This window comes from Bosea sp. F3-2, from assembly GCF_008253865.1.
Classification (GTDB): Bacteria; Pseudomonadota; Alphaproteobacteria; order Rhizobiales; family Beijerinckiaceae; genus Allobosea.
The window spans coordinates 5,565,789-5,584,147 of sequence record NZ_CP042331.1; the positions used below are offsets into that span (position 1 = coordinate 5,565,789).

Annotated in this window: 18 protein-coding genes; 2 read left to right on the plus strand and 16 right to left on the minus strand. The window is 67.3% G+C overall.

The features are described 5' to 3' along the window. Nucleotides 1–334: 334 nt before the first annotated feature. Complete coding sequence (rcdA, locus tag FQV39_RS25770) at nucleotides 335–865, plus strand: protease adaptor protein RcdA (protein WP_149132888.1); 531 nt, start codon at nucleotides 335–337, stop codon at nucleotides 863–865. 503 nt (nucleotides 866–1,368) lie between these two features. Here rcdA and rpmE read toward each other — a convergent pair. Further along, nucleotides 1,369–1,605 carry a 50S ribosomal protein L31 gene (gene rpmE, locus FQV39_RS25775; RefSeq protein WP_149132889.1) on the minus strand — a complete coding sequence of 79 codons (237 nt, stop codon included), beginning with the start codon at nucleotides 1,603–1,605 and terminating at the stop codon, nucleotides 1,369–1,371. A 265-nt stretch (nucleotides 1,606–1,870) separates the two neighbouring features. On the opposite strand from rpmE, the gene FQV39_RS25780 reads away from it, so the two are divergent. Continuing rightward, a complete protein-coding gene (locus FQV39_RS25780) occupies nucleotides 1,871–3,649 on the plus strand; it encodes an ABC transporter transmembrane domain-containing protein (RefSeq protein ID WP_149132890.1) in 1,779 nt (592 codons plus the stop codon). A gap of 212 nt (nucleotides 3,650–3,861) precedes the next feature. Here the strand turns inward: FQV39_RS25780 and FQV39_RS25785 are convergent, their stop codons facing one another. From FQV39_RS25785 to tkt, 15 genes are all read right to left on the minus strand, one after another. Then, nucleotides 3,862–4,275: an Ivy family c-type lysozyme inhibitor gene (locus FQV39_RS25785; protein WP_149132891.1), complete on the minus strand. Its 414-nt coding sequence runs from the start codon at nucleotides 4,273–4,275 to the stop codon at nucleotides 3,862–3,864. A 2-nt stretch (nucleotides 4,276–4,277) separates the two neighbouring features. Then, nucleotides 4,278–5,294, minus strand: coding sequence for a peptidoglycan -binding protein (locus FQV39_RS25790; protein WP_149132892.1), 1,017 nt, complete (start codon nucleotides 5,292–5,294; stop codon nucleotides 4,278–4,280). A gap of 29 nt (nucleotides 5,295–5,323) precedes the next feature. Next, nucleotides 5,324–6,334 carry a flagellar motor protein MotA gene (locus tag FQV39_RS25795; protein WP_248313143.1) on the minus strand — a complete coding sequence of 337 codons (1,011 nt, stop codon included), beginning with the start codon at nucleotides 6,332–6,334 and terminating at the stop codon, nucleotides 5,324–5,326. Between the two features lie 180 nt (nucleotides 6,335–6,514). Further along, complete coding sequence (locus FQV39_RS25800; protein ID WP_149132893.1) at nucleotides 6,515–7,306, minus strand: inositol monophosphatase family protein; 792 nt, start codon at nucleotides 7,304–7,306, stop codon at nucleotides 6,515–6,517. 90 nt (nucleotides 7,307–7,396) lie between these two features. Then, entirely contained in the window at nucleotides 7,397–8,317 is a 921-nt protein-coding gene (locus tag FQV39_RS25805; RefSeq protein ID WP_149132894.1) for a tetratricopeptide repeat protein, read from the minus strand. After that, nucleotides 8,314–8,967 (minus strand): thiamine phosphate synthase, encoded by a 654-nt coding sequence (locus tag FQV39_RS25810; protein WP_149132895.1) that lies wholly within the window; start codon nucleotides 8,965–8,967, stop codon nucleotides 8,314–8,316. The genes FQV39_RS25805 and FQV39_RS25810 overlap by 4 nt, the downstream gene beginning before the upstream one ends. Continuing rightward, a complete protein-coding gene (locus FQV39_RS25815; RefSeq protein WP_149132896.1) occupies nucleotides 8,964–10,118 on the minus strand; it encodes a benzoate/H(+) symporter BenE family transporter in 1,155 nt (384 codons plus the stop codon). Before FQV39_RS25815 ends, FQV39_RS25810 begins: the two co-directional genes overlap by 4 nt. A 142-nt stretch (nucleotides 10,119–10,260) precedes the next feature. After that, on the minus strand, nucleotides 10,261–10,548 hold the full coding sequence (locus FQV39_RS25820) for a YciI family protein (RefSeq protein ID WP_149132897.1): 288 nt from the start codon (nucleotides 10,546–10,548) through the stop codon (nucleotides 10,261–10,263). A 22-nt stretch (nucleotides 10,549–10,570) separates the two neighbouring features. After that, the gene (locus FQV39_RS25825) at nucleotides 10,571–11,161 is read right to left on the minus strand and encodes a TetR/AcrR family transcriptional regulator (RefSeq protein WP_149132898.1); all 591 of its coding nucleotides are present in this window, start codon (nucleotides 11,159–11,161) and stop codon (nucleotides 10,571–10,573) included. 348 nt (nucleotides 11,162–11,509) lie between these two features. Next, entirely contained in the window at nucleotides 11,510–12,592 is a 1,083-nt protein-coding gene (gene fba / locus FQV39_RS25830; protein ID WP_149132899.1) for a class II fructose-bisphosphate aldolase, read from the minus strand. 139 nt (nucleotides 12,593–12,731) lie between these two features. Then, complete coding sequence (locus FQV39_RS25835; protein ID WP_149132900.1) at nucleotides 12,732–13,925, minus strand: phosphoglycerate kinase; 1,194 nt, start codon at nucleotides 13,923–13,925, stop codon at nucleotides 12,732–12,734. Between the two features lie 10 nt (nucleotides 13,926–13,935). Beyond that, the gene (locus tag FQV39_RS25840; RefSeq protein ID WP_149132901.1) at nucleotides 13,936–14,508 is read right to left on the minus strand and encodes a putative glycolipid-binding domain-containing protein; all 573 of its coding nucleotides are present in this window, start codon (nucleotides 14,506–14,508) and stop codon (nucleotides 13,936–13,938) included. Further along, a complete protein-coding gene (locus FQV39_RS25845) occupies nucleotides 14,505–14,999 on the minus strand; it encodes a hypothetical protein (protein ID WP_149132902.1) in 495 nt (164 codons plus the stop codon). Before FQV39_RS25845 ends, FQV39_RS25840 begins: the two co-directional genes overlap by 4 nt. Nucleotides 15,000–15,152: 153 nt before the next feature. Continuing rightward, complete coding sequence (gene gap / locus FQV39_RS25850; RefSeq protein ID WP_149132903.1) at nucleotides 15,153–16,163, minus strand: type I glyceraldehyde-3-phosphate dehydrogenase; 1,011 nt, start codon at nucleotides 16,161–16,163, stop codon at nucleotides 15,153–15,155. A gap of 119 nt (nucleotides 16,164–16,282) precedes the next feature. Further along, the gene (tkt, locus tag FQV39_RS25855; RefSeq protein ID WP_149132904.1) at nucleotides 16,283–18,280 is read right to left on the minus strand and encodes a transketolase; all 1,998 of its coding nucleotides are present in this window, start codon (nucleotides 18,278–18,280) and stop codon (nucleotides 16,283–16,285) included. Between the last annotated feature and the right edge of the window lie 79 nt (nucleotides 18,281–18,359).

The following is an 18,359-nucleotide window of genomic DNA, read 5'->3' on the forward strand; positions in this document are numbered from 1 at the left end:
AATGATTCCAAATTATGAATCGCATCATCCAGTTTGTCTGGATGTCGAGTGGCTCCTGCCCACTCTGTTTGACGCCTCCCTGTTGACCTTCGAGCCGCCTTTGGCGGCTCTTTTTTTGTTTTTGCGCTCCCTCGCGCCTTTTTGTGGAGAGGGCCGCTGCTTGTGCCCGGATGGGCCGCCGGCCGCGTTTCCGCCATAGCGGTGTAGCCCTGTTAAGGTTAACGACATCTTAGCGGCGTCCGGAAACGCGATCGGCGTTATCCTTGCCACGTCAGCGGCATGATCCGTGGCGCGTTCCAAAGGCGCACGGGCTTGTGCCGATGGGAGACACCGCATGAACGACGTCCAGCTGCTCGATCCGCCGACGGAGGAGGGCGCGCTTTCCTTTGCGCGCCGTTTCGTCCGTTCGGAGGCCTTCATGCTGCTGTTTCGCGAAGGCATGGGGCTGGTGGAACAGACCGCCGCCTATCTCGACGGAGAGGGGCGCAAGGAAGCGGCGGCGCTGCCGCGCGAGATCGCGCTGACCTATGCCACCGAGAGCATGCGCCTGACGACGCGGCTGATGCAGATCGCCTCCTGGCTTCTGGTCCAGCGCGCGGTGGCCGAAGGCGAACTCACGGCCGAGCAGGCCAGGAGCGAGCACAACAAGGTCAAGATCAGCGACCCGATGATCGCGCCCGCCGAGCACATCGTCGCACAATTGCCGGAGCGCCTGCGTGACCTGATGGCGCATTCGCAGCGGCTGCAAGCCCGCGTGCGCCATCTCGAAAACCAGATGTCGGGAACCGAGACCCACCGCGAAGCCGGCAATCCGGTTCAGGATCAGTTGGCGAGCTTGCAGGCGCGCCTCGGCATGAGGCGCTGAGGGAACGCCTGTCCGGAGGCCGCTGGATCGTGCGGTGTTTTGGCGGAACCACTGCCGTCATTCCGGGGCGCCGCACAGCGGCGAGCCCGGAACCCATGAACTCGACACCGATTCAGCGAGCGCGGGGAACCCTCTCCCGGAGGGAGAGGGCAGGGTGAGGGGTAGGCCGTCGAACGAGTAGCCGTGAGATGGTCGCTGCTGCGGTAAGGTTGACGCCTTACTGGTCCAGCGCTTCACCTCACCCCTGCCCCTCTCCTTACAGGAGAGGGGTTCCCAGCGCTGTCCGCGCTTTTCTGGATCAGAGTCGAGTTCATGGGTTCCGGGCTCGAGCGCGGAGTTTATCCTTGGGCCGACCGAAGGTCGGACCCGAGGGCGCTCGCCCCGGAATGACGGCAGTGGTTCCGTGAAAACACCGCACGCGCCCGGTCCCGAAAACAAAAAACCCGGCCGTGAGGCCGGGTTTTCTTGTCTTGGATCAACGACGGCGCCGCAGCGCCGCAGCATCACTTCTTGCCGATCGCGCCCAGGCCGCCGAAGCGCGAGTTGAAGCGCGAGACGCGGCCGCCGCGGTCCATCAGCTGCTGGGTGCCGCCGGTCCAGGCCGGATGCGTCTTCGGGTCGATGTCAAGGTTCAGGGTGTCCCCTTCCTTGCCGTAGGTCGAGCGGGTGAAATATTCGGTGCCATCGGTCATGACGACCTTGATGGTGTGATAGTCAGGGTGGATGCCGGTCTTGGCCATGACGAAATCCTCGAAACCTTACAAAACGGGCGTGTCGACAAGCAGGCGAGCCTGCCCGGCCCGTCGAAAGAATTCGGATGAGCCTGTCGTGAAGTCGCGTGCACATATCGCAGCCGGGGCTTCAGCGCAAGCTTAACCGGCAAGGAGGAGGCCCCTGCGGCGATGCGTCGTTTGCCAAGCGCGCCGCCATGGGCTTCACCGGCGAGATTGATATTGGTTGAAAAAGCGCGCGCGTCGCGTGCGCGAGACGAAGGAGGTTCGGCGCGTGGCCGAGGTTGACAAGAACGACAAGAAGGCGCGTCCCGACTTCCGCTCTCTCGCGACCTTCTGGCCCTATGCGCGCGCGCAGAAGGCGCGGATCGCCTTCGCGCTCGTCGCGCTGGTGATCGCGTCGCTGGCGACGCTGGTGCTGCCCATGGCCGTCCGGCGCGTCATCGATGTCGGTTTCGCCGGCGGCGAACGGCAGCTCGCCAATAGCTACTTCATCCTGCTGATCGGCGTGGTCGCCGTGCTGGCGCTGGCGAGTTCGGCGCGCTTCTATCTCGTCATGACCATCGGCGAGCGCATCGTCTCTTCGTTGCGCGCCGATGTCTTCCGCCACCTGACACGGCTGGAGCCGGCCTTCTTCGATTCGAGCAAGGCGGGCGACCTCGTCTCGCGGCTGACCGCCGACACGACCCAGATCAAGTCGACCTTCGCCTCGACCGCCTCGATCGCCCTGCGCAACGCCATCATGGCGCTGGGCGCGCTCGGGCTGATGGTGGCGACGAGCCCGCGGCTCTCCGCCATCGTCATCGGCGTGATCCCGCTGATCGTCGTTCCGCTGGTCCTTTCGGGCCGTTCGGTTCGCAAGCGGGCGCGGGCGGCGCAGGACAGGCTGGCCGATGCCTCCGCCTTCGCTGCCGAGGCTGTCGGCGCGATCCGGACGATGCAGTCCTTCGGGGCCGCCCGCCAGACCTCGGCCCGCTTCGAGACCGCCTCCGACGAGGCCTATGCCGCTTCGCGGGAGGCCACAGCCTCGCGCGCGCTGCTCTCCGGCGTCGCGATCTTCCTGGTCAGCGCCAGCGTCGTCTGCGTGCTCTGGACGGGGGCGACCGAGGTCTTCGACGGACGGATGACCGGCGGCCGGCTTTCGCAGTTCATCCTCTATGCGGTGCTGGCGGCAAGCTCGCTCGGCCAGCTCTCCGAGGTCTATGGCGACATCAGCGCGGCGGCTGGCGCCTCGAGCCGGCTCGGCGAGATCCTGGCCCTGAAGCCCGCGATCGCCGCGCCGCCGCATCCCAAGCGGATGCCGGGGCCCTCGCTCGGCGAACTCGCTTTCGAGAACGTCTCGTTCAGCTATCCCAGCCGGGTCGGCCCGGCGCTGTCGAATCTGAGCTTCTCGATTCGTCCGGGTGAGCGCGTGGCGCTGGTCGGGCCATCCGGCGCGGGCAAGAGCACGGTGCTGCAGCTCGCGCTGCGCTTCTACGATCCACAGGACGGGCGCGTCGTCGTCGACGGTGTCGCTGGCCCTGAGGCCGATCCGGAGGTCTGGCGCGAGCGCTTCGCACTGGTGCCGCAGGAGCCGACCGTCTTCGGCGTCTCGGTGCGGGACAACATCGCCTATGGCCGCCCCGACGCCTCGCGGGAGGAGGTCGAGGCCGCGGCGCGACTCGCAGCGGCCGATGAGTTCATCCGGGCGCTGCCGCAGGGCTACGACACGATCGTCGGCGAGCGTGGCGTCACGCTGTCGGGCGGGCAGCGCCAGCGCCTCGCCATCGCGCGGGCGATCCTCAAGGATGCGCCCATCCTGCTGCTCGACGAGGCGACGAGCGCGCTCGACTCGGAAAGCGAACGGGCGGTTCAGGATGCGCTCGACCGGCTGATGCTGGGGCGCACGACACTGGTCGTGGCGCATCGTCTCGCGACCATCCTCTCGGCCGACCGCATCCTCGTCATGGAAGATGGCCGCATCGTCGAGGAAGGCACGCATGCCGAGCTCAAGGCGCGCGGCGGGCTTTATGCGCGCCTGGCCGCGCTGCAGTTCGGGCTGGAAGCGGCTTAGGACAGAGCGGGACAAAAGCCGTCATTCCGGGGCGGCCCCTTGGGCCGAGCCCGGAACCCATGAACACGACGCTCCAGATATAGCCGGACCGGTTCGGAGCACTGCTCTTCCTGCTGAGACAGTGTTCATGGGTTCCGGGCTCAGGCCTTCGGCCTGCCCCGGAATGACGGCGCTGCCACAGCAAGGCCAGCTTGGCCAAGTGTCCACGAGACCTAAGGTCCCACCAGCGCGCGCTGTTGTGCCTCGCTGGGCTGGCCGAAGAAGCGGATATTGCCGGGCTGGATGAGAACGCCGAGCGCCTCGCTGCCGTCGGGCGAGAACAGCGCATAGAACCGGTTATCGCCGCAATCGTGGCGCTTGCAGGTGTCGACGCGCTCGAAGGTCTGGCCGCCGACGGTGACGATCGTGCTGGGTCCGCCCGGACCACTCAGCTGGTCTGCCTTGAGCCAGGCTTCGCGCGGGCCGAGCTTGCCGACCATGCGTGTCCAGGCCTCGCGATAGGTCGGCTGCTTCAGCATGTCGTGGAGGTAGCGCCCACCGCCGTTGGGCGCCTGGGCCGAGGCCGGGGCTGTCAGCATCAGCGCGAGAGCCCCAGCGATTGCGAAAGAGAGGCGCCGGACGGACATGCTCAGCGCTCCGTGATCTTGAACTCGATACGGCGGTTGCGGCGGTGTGCCTCGTCGGTATTGGCGACGTCGAGCGGCTGATATTCGCCGAAGCCGGTGGCGGCGACACGATCGGTCGGCAGGCCGCGCGAGATCAGGTATTCGACGACCGCGATGGCGCGCGCCGAGGCGAGATGCCAGTTCGAGGGGAACTGGGCCGTCTTGATCGGGCGGTTGTCGGTATGGCCGTCGACGCGCAGGATCCAGGGCAGGTCCGGCGGCATCTCGCGGCCGAGATCGAGCAGGATGGCGGCGAGCTTGTCGAGCTCGTCCTTGCCTTCGGGCTTCAGCACGGCCTGACCGGCATCGAAGAAGACCTCCGACTGGAAAACGAAGCGGTCGCCGACGACACGGATGTCAGGCCGGGTGCCGAGCACCTGCCGCAGGCGCCCGAAGAAATCCGAGCGGTAGCGCGCGAGTTCCTGGACGCGCTGGGCGAGCGCGACGTTGAGCCGCGAGCCGAGTTCGGAGATGCGGGTCTGCGATTCCTTGTCCTTGGCCTCCGAGGCGGCGAGCGCCTCCTCCAGCGCCGCAAGCTGGCGGCGCATGGCGAGGATCTGCTGGTTGACGAGATCGACCGTCGCCTGGGCGCGGGCGGACAGCTGCTTTTCGGCGTCCAGCGCTTTCTGCGTTTCGGCGAGTTGGGCCGGAGCGCCATTGTCCTGGGTGGCGAGCTGGCCCTGCAGGCGGCTGCGCTCGTCCTGCTCGCGCGTCAGGGTCGATTGCATGAGCTGCAGGCTCTCCTGCGCCTGCCGGTTCGAGGCGCGCTCGAGCGCGAGCAGGTCGGTGAGTTCGGAGATCTGCTTGTTGAGGCGTTCCAGCGCGGTGTCCTTGCCGGTCAACTCCTGTGAGAGGAAGAACTGGCCGAGGACGAAGACCGTGAGCAGGAAGACGATGCCGATCAGCATCGTCGAGAGCGCGTCGACGAAGCCGGGCCAGAAATTCGCGTCCTCGCGGCGATGGGCGCGGGAGAGGGCCATGGGTCAGGTTCCTGAGGTGCCGATGGCGATCATGGCTCGGTGATCTGGTCAGCCGTAAGGCGTTCGATCAGCCGCTTCAGATCCTTCTCGCGCGTGGCCTGCGCCTCGACCCAGTCGCGGATCATCTGCTGCTCGGAGCGCATATGCTGGACGAGGCCCTGGATGCCCTCGGCGAGGTTGGCGAGCGCCTGGGTCGCCGCACGGTTGTTCGAGGCGCCGTCCGCCATCGCAACGCTCAGCTTCTCGAAGCGGTCGGAGAACGGATTATCGGCGGCAAGCAGGGGCGCGATGGTCTCCGGCGTTGCGGTCCGGGTGCCGAGCCAGCTTTCCACCTCGTTGCGGAAGCGGCGCTGCGCCTGCGCCACCTGAAGGTCGAGGAAGCCGAGAATCAGCGAACCGGCGATGCCGAAGAGCGAGGACGAGAAGGACAGGCCCATGCCGGCGAGCGGGGCGGAAAGCCCGGCCTTCAGCTCGTCGAAGAGCACGCCGGCTTCGGCGCCGGTACGCAGCGACTTGATCACGGTGCCGACCGAGCCGACCGTTTCGAGCAGGCCCCAGAAGGTGCCGAGCAGGCCGAGGAAGACGAGCAGCCCCGCGAGATAGCGCAGGACCTCGCGCCCGTCATCGAGCCTGACCGCGATCGACTCGAGGGCGGAAACGGCTTGCGCCGGAGCCAGCGTGCCGCCCTCGAGTGCCGGCAGCACGGCGCCGAGGGGGGCGATGACCTGACCGCGCCGGACTTTCGCCTGGGCCGGGGCGGCGGCGAGGCGGGTCGCGGCACGGGCTTCGCTATGGAGGCGCCAGAGCTCGCGCAGGGCGATCAGCACGCCGACGAGCAGCGCGCCGACGATGAGGCCGTTCAGCCCCGGATTGGTCATGAAGGCCTGGGTCAGGCCGCTGTGGAGGATGTAGCCGAGGAAGCCGATCAGCGCGATGAAGATGAGCGCGCGGACGACGTAGCGAAGCGGGCGTGAGAAACGGGTCTCCGTCCGCAGGGTTGCGGCCGTCGCCGGCTCGGCCGCGAAATCCTCGTTCGCCATCAGTCGTCTTCCGTTCGCCTCGGAGTGCGGGGGGACTGTCGCCTCCCACGCCTCAGGGATCAAGCACGAAAGAGCTACAGTTCCGTCTCAGAGCCGGTTCGAAAACCTCCTCAGCCCTCATCCTTCGAGACGCCGCTTTGCGGCTCCTCAGGATGAGGGCTGGTGCGACCGGACAGCTTCTCAGGCGGCGGCGGTCTTCAGCGCGGCGCTCAGCGCCCGCTCGCCGGCCTCGTTGCCGCAGATGATGTCCTTCGCGCTCGTCACTGGCTTGCCGTCGAGCGTGCCGAAGGTGCCACCCGCCTCGCGGATCAGCACGGCGCCTGCCGCAAAATCCCAGGTGTTGAGGCCGCGCTCCCAATAGGCGTCCATGCGGCCGGCGGCGACATAGGCGATGTCGAGCGCGGCCGAGCCCATGCGGCGGACATTGGCGAAACGCGGCATCACGGCCGCGAGCTCGCGCAGGAACTGGCCGTGGCCGCCCTTGCCGATATGCGGGATGCCGGTGCCGATCAGCATCTCGGCCGGCTCGCTGCGGCCGGAGACGCGGAGGCGGCGGTTGTTGACATAGGCGCCCTTACCCTTCTCGGCCATGAACATCTCGTCCTTGGCGGCATCATAGACCACGCCGGCGATGAACTGGTTGTCGCGCTCCAGCGCGACCGAGATGTTCCAGTGCGGGATGCCGCGCAGGAAGTTGTGGGTGCCGTCGAGCGGGTCGATGTGCCAGCGGTTGCTCTCGTCCTTGCCGTGGACGACGCCGCTTTCCTCCATGACGAAGCCATAGCCGGGGCGAGCCTTCTCCAGCGCCTCGCGCAGGATCTGTTCCGCCTTGTGATCGGCCTTGGAGACGAAGTCGCCGGGACCTTTGGCCAGAACCTGCAGGTTCTCGACCTCGCCGAAGTCGCGCTTCAGCGAGCGGGACGCCTTCATCACGGCGTCGGTCATCACGGTCATCAGGGGGGAGCGGATCATCGGAACCTCTTGCGCGCCGCAACGGCGCGATGAGCCAGCGGCGCTGGTGATGCGCCCGGCAGGAATAGCGAACCGTCACTTGCGCGGCTCTTACTGCGCCGTCAAGACGGCGCTGCTGATGCGGCTGGCCGCAATGCGCGCGGCGCGGGCCTGCTGTTCGGGCTTCAGCCGGCCGAACAGGCCGTCGAGGCCGGGATCGTCGAGGCCCTGCGCGCGGGCGGCGAGATGCCAGGCGGCGGCCTCGATCGTGTCGGGCGGAATGCCCAGGCCGAACTGGTACAGCTTGGCCAGACGGTTCTGGGCAATCGGGTTGCCGCCCGCGGCGGCGCGCTGGAACAGCTTCGCCGCGCGCGCCTCATCCTTGGACACGCCGGTGCCGTTGAACAGCATGATCGCATATTCGACCATGCCGGGAACATTGCCGGCCGCAGCCGCCCGCTTCATCCAGTGTGCGGCCGTCTCCTCGTTCGCCGGCATGCCGCGGCCCTGCTTCGCCAGCACGCCGAGGGCGTACATGGCGTCGCTGACATTGGCCTTGGCGGCGGTCTCCAGGCAGGTGACGGCGCGCTGGTCATCAGCCTCGCGGCCGGTGGCGAGCAGGGTCAGCCCGAGATTGTAGTTGGCGGCCGGATGGCCGGCTGCAGCCGCCTTTTCAAGCAAGGCGCCGGCGCGGGTCGGATCACGCTTGCCGCTCTTCTCGTCGAGGAGCTGGGTCGCCAGAGCGAAGGCGGCATTGATGTCGCCGCGCGCCTCGGCCCGCTCATACCATTCGGTCGCGACCTTCTGGTCGGGCGCAACACCGAGCCCCTGGCGATAGAGCTCGCCGAGCAGCGTCATCGCGGCGGCGTCACCGCTGTTGGTCTCGATGCGCTTAAGCGCCTCGGACAGGGCGCGCCGGTAGTGGCCGACCTGATAGGCGCCATAGGCATTGTCCGCGTCGGGCGCGGCCCAAGCCGGTGCCGCAACCAGCATGGAGCCGGCGAGGCAGGCAAGGCGGGCGAGATGCTTCATCGCGCCGCCTTTCGCGCCGCGAACGCGGCGATCGCGGCATTGGTAGCCTCGACAAGTGCGCGGATATCCTGGCCCTCCTCGAAGGCCCAGGCGCCGAGCGCGACGAACTCGGCCCCGGTCTCGACCAGCGCGGGGACCGATTCGGCATCGGGCGCATAGGCGACGCAGGGCGTTTCGAAGATCTCGGCCCACCAGCCGGCACGCTCGATGACGGCGGCAAGCGGCGGCACGCTGCCGTCGGCGCGCGGCTCGCCGAACATCACATAGTCGACGCCGGCCTCGCCGACATCCATCGCATCGTGGCGGGCGCGCAGGCTGCCGGCGCCGATGATGCGCTCATTGCGCAGGCTGGAACGGGCCTCGGCGATCGCCTCGGGGCCGCCGGTGACATGCACGCCGTCGGCGCCGCCGCGGGTCGCGACGAGCGCGCTGTCCTCGACGACGAGGGCGACGTTATTGGCCTGGACCGGCCCGGCGAGGCGCTTGACGCGCTCGATGCGGCTGCGGTCGTCGCCGGGCGTGAGGCGCAGCACGATGGCGGCGATGTCGCCGCCTGCCATGGCTTGCATCAGGCGAAAGACGATCGCCTCCGCGTCCTCGACGGGCGGGGTGACGAGCATCAGGCGGGTGGGGGAGGAGTGCATGGTCATGATCGGCTGCGCAAACGGCCCGCAGCGAAGTCCAATGTCAAGACCACGAGCCCAGCAATCAGGCTCCAGAAGGCGGAGCCGATGCCGAAAAGCGAGAGGCTGGAGGCCGCGACGGCGAAGGCGACGACAGCGGCGAAGCGCTCCCTGTCGGAGGACATGGCCTGGGCGAGCGCCCCGGTGAGCGAGCCGACGAGGCCGAGGCCGGCGACCGCGACGATCAGCGCTTTGGGCATGGCGAGCACCAGCGCGATCAGCAGGCCGGCAAAGCCGGCGACGGTGAGCCAGAGCGCGCCATAGACCACGCCGGCTTTCCAGCGCTGCTTCGGATCGGGATGGGTGTCGCCGCCGGTGCAGATCGAGGCGCTGATCGCGGCCATGTTGGTCATATGCGCGCCGAAGGGCGCGGTGACGAGCGAGGTCAGGCCGGTGACGAAGAGGGCGGGCGCCGTTGGTGGGCCATAGCCGGCGGCGCGCAACACGGCGAAGCCCGGCAGGTTCTGGGCGGCCATGGTGACGAGGTAGAGCGGGACGCCGATGCCGAGCATGGCGGCAATATCGAAGCGCGGCGTGACAAATTCGAGGCCGGTCAACGCGAGTCCCCCGGCTGGCCATTGGGCGAGGCCGCCAGCGAAGCTGATGGCGATGCCGGCAAGCAGAGCGGCGATCACGCCGAGGAAGGGGGTGATCAGCCGCGCGACGAGGAAGACCGCGAGCAGCGGCAGGACGAGCGCCGGCGATAGCCGCATCTCGTCGAAGACGGCGACGACAAAGCGGAAGATGACGCCTGCCAGCATCGCGGACGCGACCGGCATCGGGATGCGCTCGATCAGCCGGCCGAGCGGGCGGAAGGCGGCGGTGAGCATCATCAGCACTGCGGCGAGCAGGAAAGCGCCGACCGCCGACGCCATGTCGAAGCCGCTGGCAGCGGCGATGAGGGCAGCTCCCGGCGTCGACCAGGCACAGATCATCGGCAGGCGGTAGCGCCAGGACAGCCAGGCGCTGGAGATCGCGGTCGCGACGGCGAGCGCCGCGATCCAGGAGACGGTCTGCCCGGCTGTCGCGCCGAGCGTCTGCGCCGCGGAGAGGATGACGGCAACCGAGGCGGCGAAGCCGACGAAGACCGCGACCAAGGCGGAGAAGACGATCGACATGGCGTTCCGGCAGAAGACGCGCGAAAGGGGGGCTGCCCTTCAACCAGAAATCGCTAGAGGCGTGAAGGCCCGGACCTGCGTGGTGGGTACGATGCAGAGTTCTGCGCGTCCATCGGCGAAAGTGTCGGCGCCGTCGCCCGGCCTACGACAGCAGGAAGGCGAGCCGCTCGTCGGCGCGACCGGGTGCGATCTCCAGAATTTCGGCGCTGACGACATTCTCGGCGACGAAGGGGTCGGAATTGACACGGGTTTCCAGGTCGATGCGCGTAACGCCATGAGCGAGCACCATGCCACCGAGCCCGGGCTTCAGGCTGCCGGTCATGAGGAAGACGCCGTCCTCGAAACCACGCCTGATCCACTCGTTGTGGGCTTCCACCAAGGCCGGAGCCTGCGCCTTGTTGGCGGAGAAGCGGAGAGCGACGACGAACATGAGAGTTCCCTTTCGAGATGGATCAGGGGGCTTCGGGCGAAGCAGAAGAGGGAGTTTGCGCGTCGAGCCACATGTTGATCGCCGCGAACTCGCGGCGAATGAAAGCTTCGTCGCGGAAGGCTGCGGCCAATGTCGCAATGCCCTGGCTGCGCATCAGCAGATGCATGGCGAGCGCATCGGCATCGGATGCCCGGCCGAGCGCGGCGAAGCGACCCGCCAGCCATCCCCGGAACAGCGTGAAGATTCCGGCTGCCTGTTCGAGCGCAGCATGATCGAGCTTGGCAAGCTCGGCACACAGCGTGCCGACAGGGCAGCCGTAGAGCATGATCTTGGTGCGGTTAGCGATCAGCATCCCGGTGAAGGAGCGGATATGATCGAGCGGCGTGTCGCCTGAATTCTGCCAAGCTGCGAGCAGAGCGCGGCTCCGTTCCACACGCTGTGCGATGACCGCGTCGAGAATCTCGTCCTTGGTTCTGAAGTGGTAATAGAAATTGCCGCGGGAGATGCCGGTGGCGGCCGCGATATCGGCAAAGGCGGTCGCCTCGAAACCGACCTCGTAAAACAGCCTGTCGGCCGCTTCTACGATTTGCTGTCTGGTATCGGCGGCGCCCAATTCAACCTCCAGGGGCGGTTCGGAATTCCCGGTCGGATCGACTAGGTCAATCGTCCCAATTTGTTTTTAGGACGATTGACCTAGGCCATCAAGAGCAAACCTGAAACGGCAAACGCCGCCGGGGTTGCCTGCGGCGTTCGATGGTTCAGGCGGGTTTTCGAGAAAGCCAGAGCACGCTGATTTTTAGCGGAAACGGCCCCGTCATTCCGGACAAGCCGCGAAGCGGCGGCGATCCGGAATCCATCATAGAGCTCGGCGCTCTCCGATGGATCCCGGGTCAAGCCCGGGATGACGGCGTGTTTCCGCGTAAAATCAGCAGGCTCTAAGAAACCGGGTTCTTCAGAGAACTCACGCCGCTTTCTTGGCGCCGAAGGTCGGGTCGAGCTCGCCCTTGGCGTAGCGCTTGGCCATCTCGGCGAGCGTGACGATCCGCTTGATCTTCGAGGCCTGGCCGGCGGTGTTGAACTCCTCCAGCCGCTTCTTGCAGAGGGCGGTCATTGCCTCCATGGCGGGCTTGAGGTACTTGCGCGGATCGAACTCGCCGGGGTTCTCGGACAGAATCTTGCGGATCTGGCCGGTCATCGCCATGCGGTTGTCGGTGTCGATATTGATCTTGCGCACGCCGTGCTTGATGCCGCGCTGGATCTCCTCGACCGGCACGCCCCAAGTCTGGGGCATCTTGCCGCCATACTGGTTGATGATGTCCTGGAGATCCTGCGGAACCGAGGAGGAGCCGTGCATCACCAGATGCATGTTCGGCAGCTTCTTGTGGATCTCCTCGATGACATGCATGGCCAGGATCGCGCCGTCGGGCTTGCGGGTGAACTTGTAGGCGCCGTGCGAGGTGCCCATGGCGATGGCAAGCGCATCGACCTTGGTCTCGGCGACGAACTTCACCGCCTCGTCGGGGTTGGTCAGGAGCTGGTCGTGGCTGAGCTTGCCCTCGAAGCCGTGGCCGTCCTCCTTCTCGCCCTCGCCGCTCTCCAGCGAGCCCAGCACGCCGAGCTCGCCCTCGACCGAGATGCCGCCGAGATGGGCCATGTCGGTCACGGTCTTGGTCACGCCGACATTGTAGTCCCAGTCGCCGGGGGTCTTGCCGTCGGCCTTGAGGGAACCGTCCATCATCACCGAGGTGAAACCGGCCTGGATCGCGGTCATGCAGGTCGCCGGCTCGTTGCCGTGGTCGAGATGCACGCAGACCGGGATATGCGGATAGATCTCGGTGACGGCGTCCATCATGTGCTTGAGCATGATGTCGTTGGCGTAGCTGCGGGCGCCGCGCGAGGCCTGGATGATGACGGGCGCGTCGGTCGCATCAGCCGCCGCCATGATCGCCAGCGCTTGCTCCATGTTGTTGATGTTGAAGGCGGGCACGCCGTAGTCGTTCTCGGCGGCGTGGTCGAGCAACTGGCGAAGCGTGATACGGGCCACGATGGCACTCCCCTTTGGTTCATCGATCTGATGGTGGATTTAGAGCGTCAGCGCCACCGGCGCAAAGCTAAAGCACTGACATGCTGAAAATGCGAAGGGCCGCTCCGTTGCCGGGCGGCACCTCGGGAAACGGCCGGAATCAGGCTTTCCGCAGCGCCTCGACGCCCGGCAGGGCCTTGCCTTCCATCCATTCGAGGAAGGCGCCACCCGCGGTCGAGACATAGGACAGGCTGTCCGCGACGCCGGCATGGTTCATGGCCGAGACGGTGTCGCCGCCACCGGCGACCGCGACGAGCTCGCCGGCGTTGACGCGCCTGGCCGCGGCCTTGGCGACGGCGACGGTCGCGGTGTCGAAGGGCGGCAGCTCGAAGGCGCCGAAGGGGCCGTTCCAGACCAGCGTCTTCACCTTCTCGAGCCGGAGCACGACCTCGGCGATGCTGAGCGGGCCGGCATCGAGGATCATCTCGTCGGCCTCGACACCGTCGGTCGGCACGACCCGGTAGCTGGGATGGGCCTTGAACTCGCGCGCGACCAGCGCATCGACCGGCAGCAGGATCTCGCAGCCAGCGGCCTTGGCCTTGGCCTCGATCTCGCGGGCGGTGTCGAGCAGGTCATGCTCGCAGAGCGACTTGCCGACATCGACGCCGCGCGCCGCCAGGAAGGTGTTGGCCATGCCGCCGCCGATGGCGAGGACGTCGACCTTCTTCACGAGGTTGCCGAGCAGGTCGAGCTTGGTCGAGACCTTGGCGCCGCCGACGATCGCCATCACCGGGCGGGCGGGATTGTCGAGGCCGGCGGAAAGCGCCTCCAGCTCCGCCTGCATGGTCCGCCCGGCATAGGCCGGCAGCACATGGGCGAGGCCCTCGGTCGAGGCATGGGCGCGGTGCGCGGCCGAGAAGGCGTCGTTGACGTAGATGTCGCCATTGGCGGCGAGCGCCGTGACGAAATCGGCGTCGTTCTTCTCGTCGCCGGGGTGGAAGCGGGTGTTCTCCAGCAGCAGGACATCGCCGTTCTTCGCGGCGGCAACGGCCTTGGCGACCGGCTCGCCGATGCAGTCCTCGACGAAGGCGACGGGGCGGCCGAGCGCCTGCGTGAGCGCCGGCACGACCTGGCTCAGGCTGTTCTTGTCGTCGCGGCCCTTCGGGCGGCCGAAATGCGCGAGCAGGATGACCTTGCCGCCCTTGTCGGCGATCTCGCGGATGGTCGGCAGCACGCGGTCGATGCGGGTGGTGTCGCTGACCTTGCCGTCCTCCATCGGGACGTTGAGGTCGACGCGGACGAGGACACGCTTGCCGGCGAGATTGGCGTCGTCGAGGGTACGGAAGGCGGTCATCGGCGTCTCTTCAAATGCGTTCGAACAGGCTGGGATAATCGACGACGAGGCCGTCCTCGTCGACAGAAAGATCGGCCTCGAAGCTGCGGTCGGCCGCCTGATAGCGGAACAGGCGCGGCTCCAGGCAGGTGTAGACCTGCCGGTCGAGCCGCGGCACGAAGCTGTCGAAGGGGATGTAGAGCATCGCGAATTCGCGACTCTGGCCGGGCTGCCAGCTCTCGCGCCGGATCGGCAGCGTATTCGTGAAGGGCGTGCCGGCGAGGTCGATGTCGATGCAGTCGTCGAAAGCGGGCAGGCGCTCGCCAAAGACATCGCGCCAAGCGCCGTCACGCCGTTCCAGAAACACGCGGCGCCCGTCAGTCGTGGCAATGGTGACGGCGGTCACGGCAAAGTCCGGACCGCAGTCGATGGCATAGGAAACGCCATAGGGCTTACCTTCGCCGCGCTCGCCGATCACCACGGATTCGGCGCGAATGCCAGCCGGCGTGCCGCGCAGCGTGAAATGCTCCAGCCCGACGCCCTCAACCGGCCGCCAGCGCAAGCTGCGCGGCTCCGCGAGAAGGACGACGTCCCGAAAGCTCATCGCGTCAGCAGGCTCCCGAACAGGCCGGGTACGCCAAATTTTAGCACCACAATGGTGAGGGCGACAGTGAGAACGGCCGTGACGATGGCGGTCAGGAACAGCGTGCCGGTGCGCGGCGTTGCATCGACGCGATCGCGCAGGGAAGAAATCTCGCCGCGGATGGAGGCGAAGTCCATCGTGCCGGCGGCGGCGTCGACCTTATGGGCGCTGCGCTCCAGCGAAGCCTCGGCGCGGGTCAGGACGGCCTCGTAGCGGGCGAATTTCTCCTCGATGCGCGCCGCCTTCTCCTCGATGCGGGAGAGCTGATCGAGCTGGCGCGGGTCGGGCTTCGATGCGGTTTCGACGGAAGCCGGCACCGCGGAGCCGACGATGGCGGGTGCGGGCGATGCAGGCATCGCGGCTGCGGGAGCGGGGCTGAATGCGGGGGGCGGCGTCACGGCGGGCGCCTCGAAAGGCACCGGGGACGTAACAGTCGGCTCGATCTTGGCCATGGGCTCTCCGGCAACTTGGAGGAAAGGGCGCGGCCGCGCGCGGCGCGGCCTCGCTTTCATGCGCCATGCCCCTTGCCGGGGACATGGCGGTTTTCGTTGCCGCATCGGATTCTCCCGAGAAGTGGAAGCCACTTTTCGGTCCGATGCGGTGGATCAGAGCAGGGCGGCCATGGCGACGGCCGTGTCGCTCATGCGGTTCGAGAAGCCCCACTCATTGTCGTACCAGGACAGCACGCGCACGAACTTGTCGTCCATGACCTTGGTCTGGTCGAGGGCGAAGGTCGAGGAATGCGGATCGTGGTTGAAGTCGATCGAAACATTCGGCTGGTCGGTGACGCCGAGGATGCCCTTCAGCGGGCCGCGCTTCGACGCCTTGATGATGGCGTCGTTGATCTTCTCGACCGAGGTCTTGCGCTTGGCGAGGAACTTGAAGTCGACGACCGAGACGTTCGGGGTCGGCACGCGGATCGAGGTGCCGTCGAGACGGCCCTTGAGCTCGGGAATGACCAGGCCGATCGCCTTGGCGGCGCCGGTCGAGGTCGGGATCATCGACATCGCCGCGGCGCGGCCGCGGTAGAGATCCTTGTGCATGGTGTCCAGCGTCGGCTGGTCGCCGGTATAGGCATGGATCGTGGTCATGAAGCCCTTGTCGATGCCGACCGTGTCATGCAGCACCTTCACCACCGGCGCGAGGCAGTTGGTGGTGCAGGAGGCGTTCGAGACGACGATATGGTCCTTGGACAGGGCCGTATTGTTGACGCCGTAGACGACGGTGAGGTCGGCGCCGTCGCAGGGAGCGGAGACCAGCACGCGCTTGGCGCCGGCGGCGAGATGCGCCGCAGCCTTGTCCTTGGTGGTGAAGAGGCCGGTGCATTCCAGCGCGATGTCGACGCCGAGCGCCTTGTGCGGCAGCTCCTTCGGATCGCGGATGGCGGTGACCTTGATCGGGCCACGGCCGACATCGATCGTGTCGCCGGAAACGGTCACGGTGCCGGGGAAGCGTCCATGGACGGAGTCGAAGCGGAAGAGGTGGGCGTTGGTCTCGACCGGGCCGAGATCGTTGATCGCGACGACCTCGATGTCCTTGCGCTTCGACTCGATGATTGCGCGCAGAACGTTGCGCCCGATGCGGCCGAAGCCGTTGATCGCCACCTTGACCGTCATGTCTTCCTCTCCTTCGCCGAGCGAACCGGCGCAGCCGTCGCTATCCACGCGGGCAATTCGGCCAAAGCATGGCCGAACGCAAGGCCTCTATTGGGAAACTCAGCTTTTCGCCCGAGGAATCAGGCGTTGTGCTGCTTGATCGCTGCTTCGGCGACGGCCTCCGCCGTGATGCCGAAGTGCTTGTAGACCTCCTTGTAGGGGCCGCTCGACCCGAAGGAGTGCATGCCGACGAACGCACCGTCATGGCCGATCACCGCATCCCAGCCGAAGCGCACGCCCGCCTCGACCGCGACCTTGACCGGCGCGGAGCCGATGATCGCGGCCTGGGTGGCCTCGTCCTGTGCCAGGAAGAGCTCGAGCGAGGGCACCGAGACGACGCGGGCGCGCACGCCCTTCTCGGCCAGCAGCTTGCGCGCGGCGACGGCGAGCTCGACCTCGGAGCCCGAGGCGAAGAGCGAGACCTGGGCCTTGCCGCCCTCGGCCGCGAGCAGCTCATAGGCGCCGGCCGCCGAGCGGTTCTTTGGCGAGGCATCGCTGCGCAGCTGCGGCAGGTTCTGACGCGACAGGGCCAGCACCGTCGGGCCGTCGGTGCGCTCCAGAGCGGCCTGCCAAGCTTCCGCCGTTTCGACCGCGTCGGCCGGACGGAAGACGCGCATGTTCGGCATGGCGCGCAAGCTGGCGATCTGCTCGATCGGCTGGTGGGTCGGGCCGTCCTCGCCGAGGCCGATCGAGTCATGGGTCATGACATAGACCACCGGCAGACCCATCAGGGCGGCGAGGCGCATCGACGGGCGGGCATAGTCGGCGAAGACCAGGAAGGTGCCGCCGGCCGTGCGGAAGCCGCCATGCAGGGTGATGCCGTTCATCGCCGCGGCCATGCCGTGCTCGCGGATGCCGTAGCGGACATAGCGGCCCTTCGGAGTCTTCGGGGTGAAGTCCTCGGCGGCCTTGGTCCGGGTGTTGTTCGACGGCGTGAGATCGGCCGAGCCCATCACCAGCTCCGGCATGACCGGGGTGATGGCTTCCAGCGCCAGCTCCGAGGCCTTGCGGGTCGCGACGGCTTGCGGCGCAGCGATCAGCCCCTTCTTGTGAGCGAGGATCGCCTTGTCGAGCTTGGCGGGAACCGTGTGGCCGAGACGGCGCTCGAACTCGCCGCGCTTGCGCGGCGAGAGCGCCTCGAAGCGGAGGAGCCAGTCCTTATGGCCGAGATGGCCGGCCATGCCGTAGTTGCGCCAGGCCTTCAGCACATCGGCGGGAACCTCGAAGGGGCCGCCTGCGATGCCGAGCTTCTGCTTGGCGGCAGCGAGTTCCTCGGCACCGAGTGGCTCGCCATGAGCCTTGGAGGTGCCGGCCTTCTTCGGCGCGCCGAAGCCGATCACGGTCTTGCAGGCGATCATGGTCGGCTTGCTCGACTTCTGGGCGCGGCGGATCGCGGCCTCGATGGCGTCGGGATCATGGCCGTCGACGCGCTCGGAGCGCCAGCCGCAGGCCTTGAAGCGCGCGACCTGGTCGACATTGTCGGTGATCGAGAGCGGGCCGTCGATCGAGATGCCGTTGTCGTCCCAGAGCACGATCAGCTTGTTGAGCTTCTGGTGGCCGGCGAGCGCGATCGCCTCCTGGCTGATGCCCTCCATCAGGTCACCGTCCGAGGCCAGCACATAGGTGTGGTGATCGACGACCTTCTTGCCGAACTCGGCGGCGAGCATGCGCTCGGCCATCGCCATGCCGACGGCGGTGGCGAGGCCCTGGCCGAGCGGGCCGGTGGTGGTCTCGACGCCGGAGGTCATGAAGTTCTCGGGGTGGCCGGGGGTCTTCGACTCGAGCTGGCGGAAGGCCTTGAGGTCGTCGAGCTCCATGCCGGGCGTGCCCGTGAGATAGAGCAGGGCGTAGAGCAGCATCGAGCCGTGGCCGGCGGAGAGCACGAAGCGGTCGCGGTCCGGCCAGCGCGGATCGATGGCGTCATACTTCATCACGCGGGTAAACAGCACGGTGGCGACGTCGGCGGCGCCCATCGGCAGGCCGGGGTGGCCGGACTTGGCCTTCTCGACGCCGTCCATCGCCAGGCCGCGGATGGCGTTGGCGAGCTTGTCGTGCTGGGCGCGGGCGATGCTGGTCATGATGGTCTCACAGGGCTCCGTCTGGCGGGAGGGCCGGGTCCGACCTGCGCGATAGCAGACCGGGGGAGGCGGGAAGGCA

Excerpts from the sequence above, each read along its gene's own strand:
- rpmE (WP_149132889.1), bottom strand. The coding sequence starts at position 1,605 with ATGGCCAAGACCGGCATCCACCCTGACTATCACACCATCAAGGTCGTC.
- gap (WP_149132903.1), bottom strand. The coding sequence starts at position 16,163 with ATGACGGTCAAGGTGGCGATCAACGGCTTCGGCCGCATCGGGCGCAAC.
- FQV39_RS25845 (WP_149132902.1), bottom strand. The coding sequence starts at position 14,999 with ATGGCCAAGATCGAGCCGACTGTTACGTCCCCGGTGCCTTTCGAGGCG.
- FQV39_RS25835 (WP_149132900.1), bottom strand. The coding sequence starts at position 13,925 with ATGACCGCCTTCCGTACCCTCGACGACGCCAATCTCGCCGGCAAGCGT.
- tkt (WP_149132904.1), bottom strand. The coding sequence starts at position 18,280 with ATGACCAGCATCGCCCGCGCCCAGCACGACAAGCTCGCCAACGCCATC.
- FQV39_RS25800 (WP_149132893.1), bottom strand. The coding sequence starts at position 7,306 with ATGATCCGCTCCCCCCTGATGACCGTGATGACCGACGCCGTGATGAAG.
- FQV39_RS25795 (WP_248313143.1), bottom strand. The coding sequence starts at position 6,334 with ATGGCGAACGAGGATTTCGCGGCCGAGCCGGCGACGGCCGCAACCCTG.
- rcdA (WP_149132888.1), top strand. The coding sequence starts at position 335 with ATGAACGACGTCCAGCTGCTCGATCCGCCGACGGAGGAGGGCGCGCTT.
- FQV39_RS25810 (WP_149132895.1), bottom strand. The coding sequence starts at position 8,967 with ATGACCATGCACTCCTCCCCCACCCGCCTGATGCTCGTCACCCCGCCC.
- FQV39_RS25805 (WP_149132894.1), bottom strand. The coding sequence starts at position 8,317 with ATGAAGCATCTCGCCCGCCTTGCCTGCCTCGCCGGCTCCATGCTGGTT.
- FQV39_RS25790 (WP_149132892.1), bottom strand. The coding sequence starts at position 5,294 with ATGGCCCTCTCCCGCGCCCATCGCCGCGAGGACGCGAATTTCTGGCCC.
- FQV39_RS25815 (WP_149132896.1), bottom strand. The coding sequence starts at position 10,118 with ATGTCGATCGTCTTCTCCGCCTTGGTCGCGGTCTTCGTCGGCTTCGCC.
- FQV39_RS25840 (WP_149132901.1), bottom strand. The coding sequence starts at position 14,508 with ATGAGCTTTCGGGACGTCGTCCTTCTCGCGGAGCCGCGCAGCTTGCGC.
- FQV39_RS25820 (WP_149132897.1), bottom strand. The coding sequence starts at position 10,548 with ATGTTCGTCGTCGCTCTCCGCTTCTCCGCCAACAAGGCGCAGGCTCCG.
- FQV39_RS25785 (WP_149132891.1), bottom strand. The coding sequence starts at position 4,275 with ATGTCCGTCCGGCGCCTCTCTTTCGCAATCGCTGGGGCTCTCGCGCTG.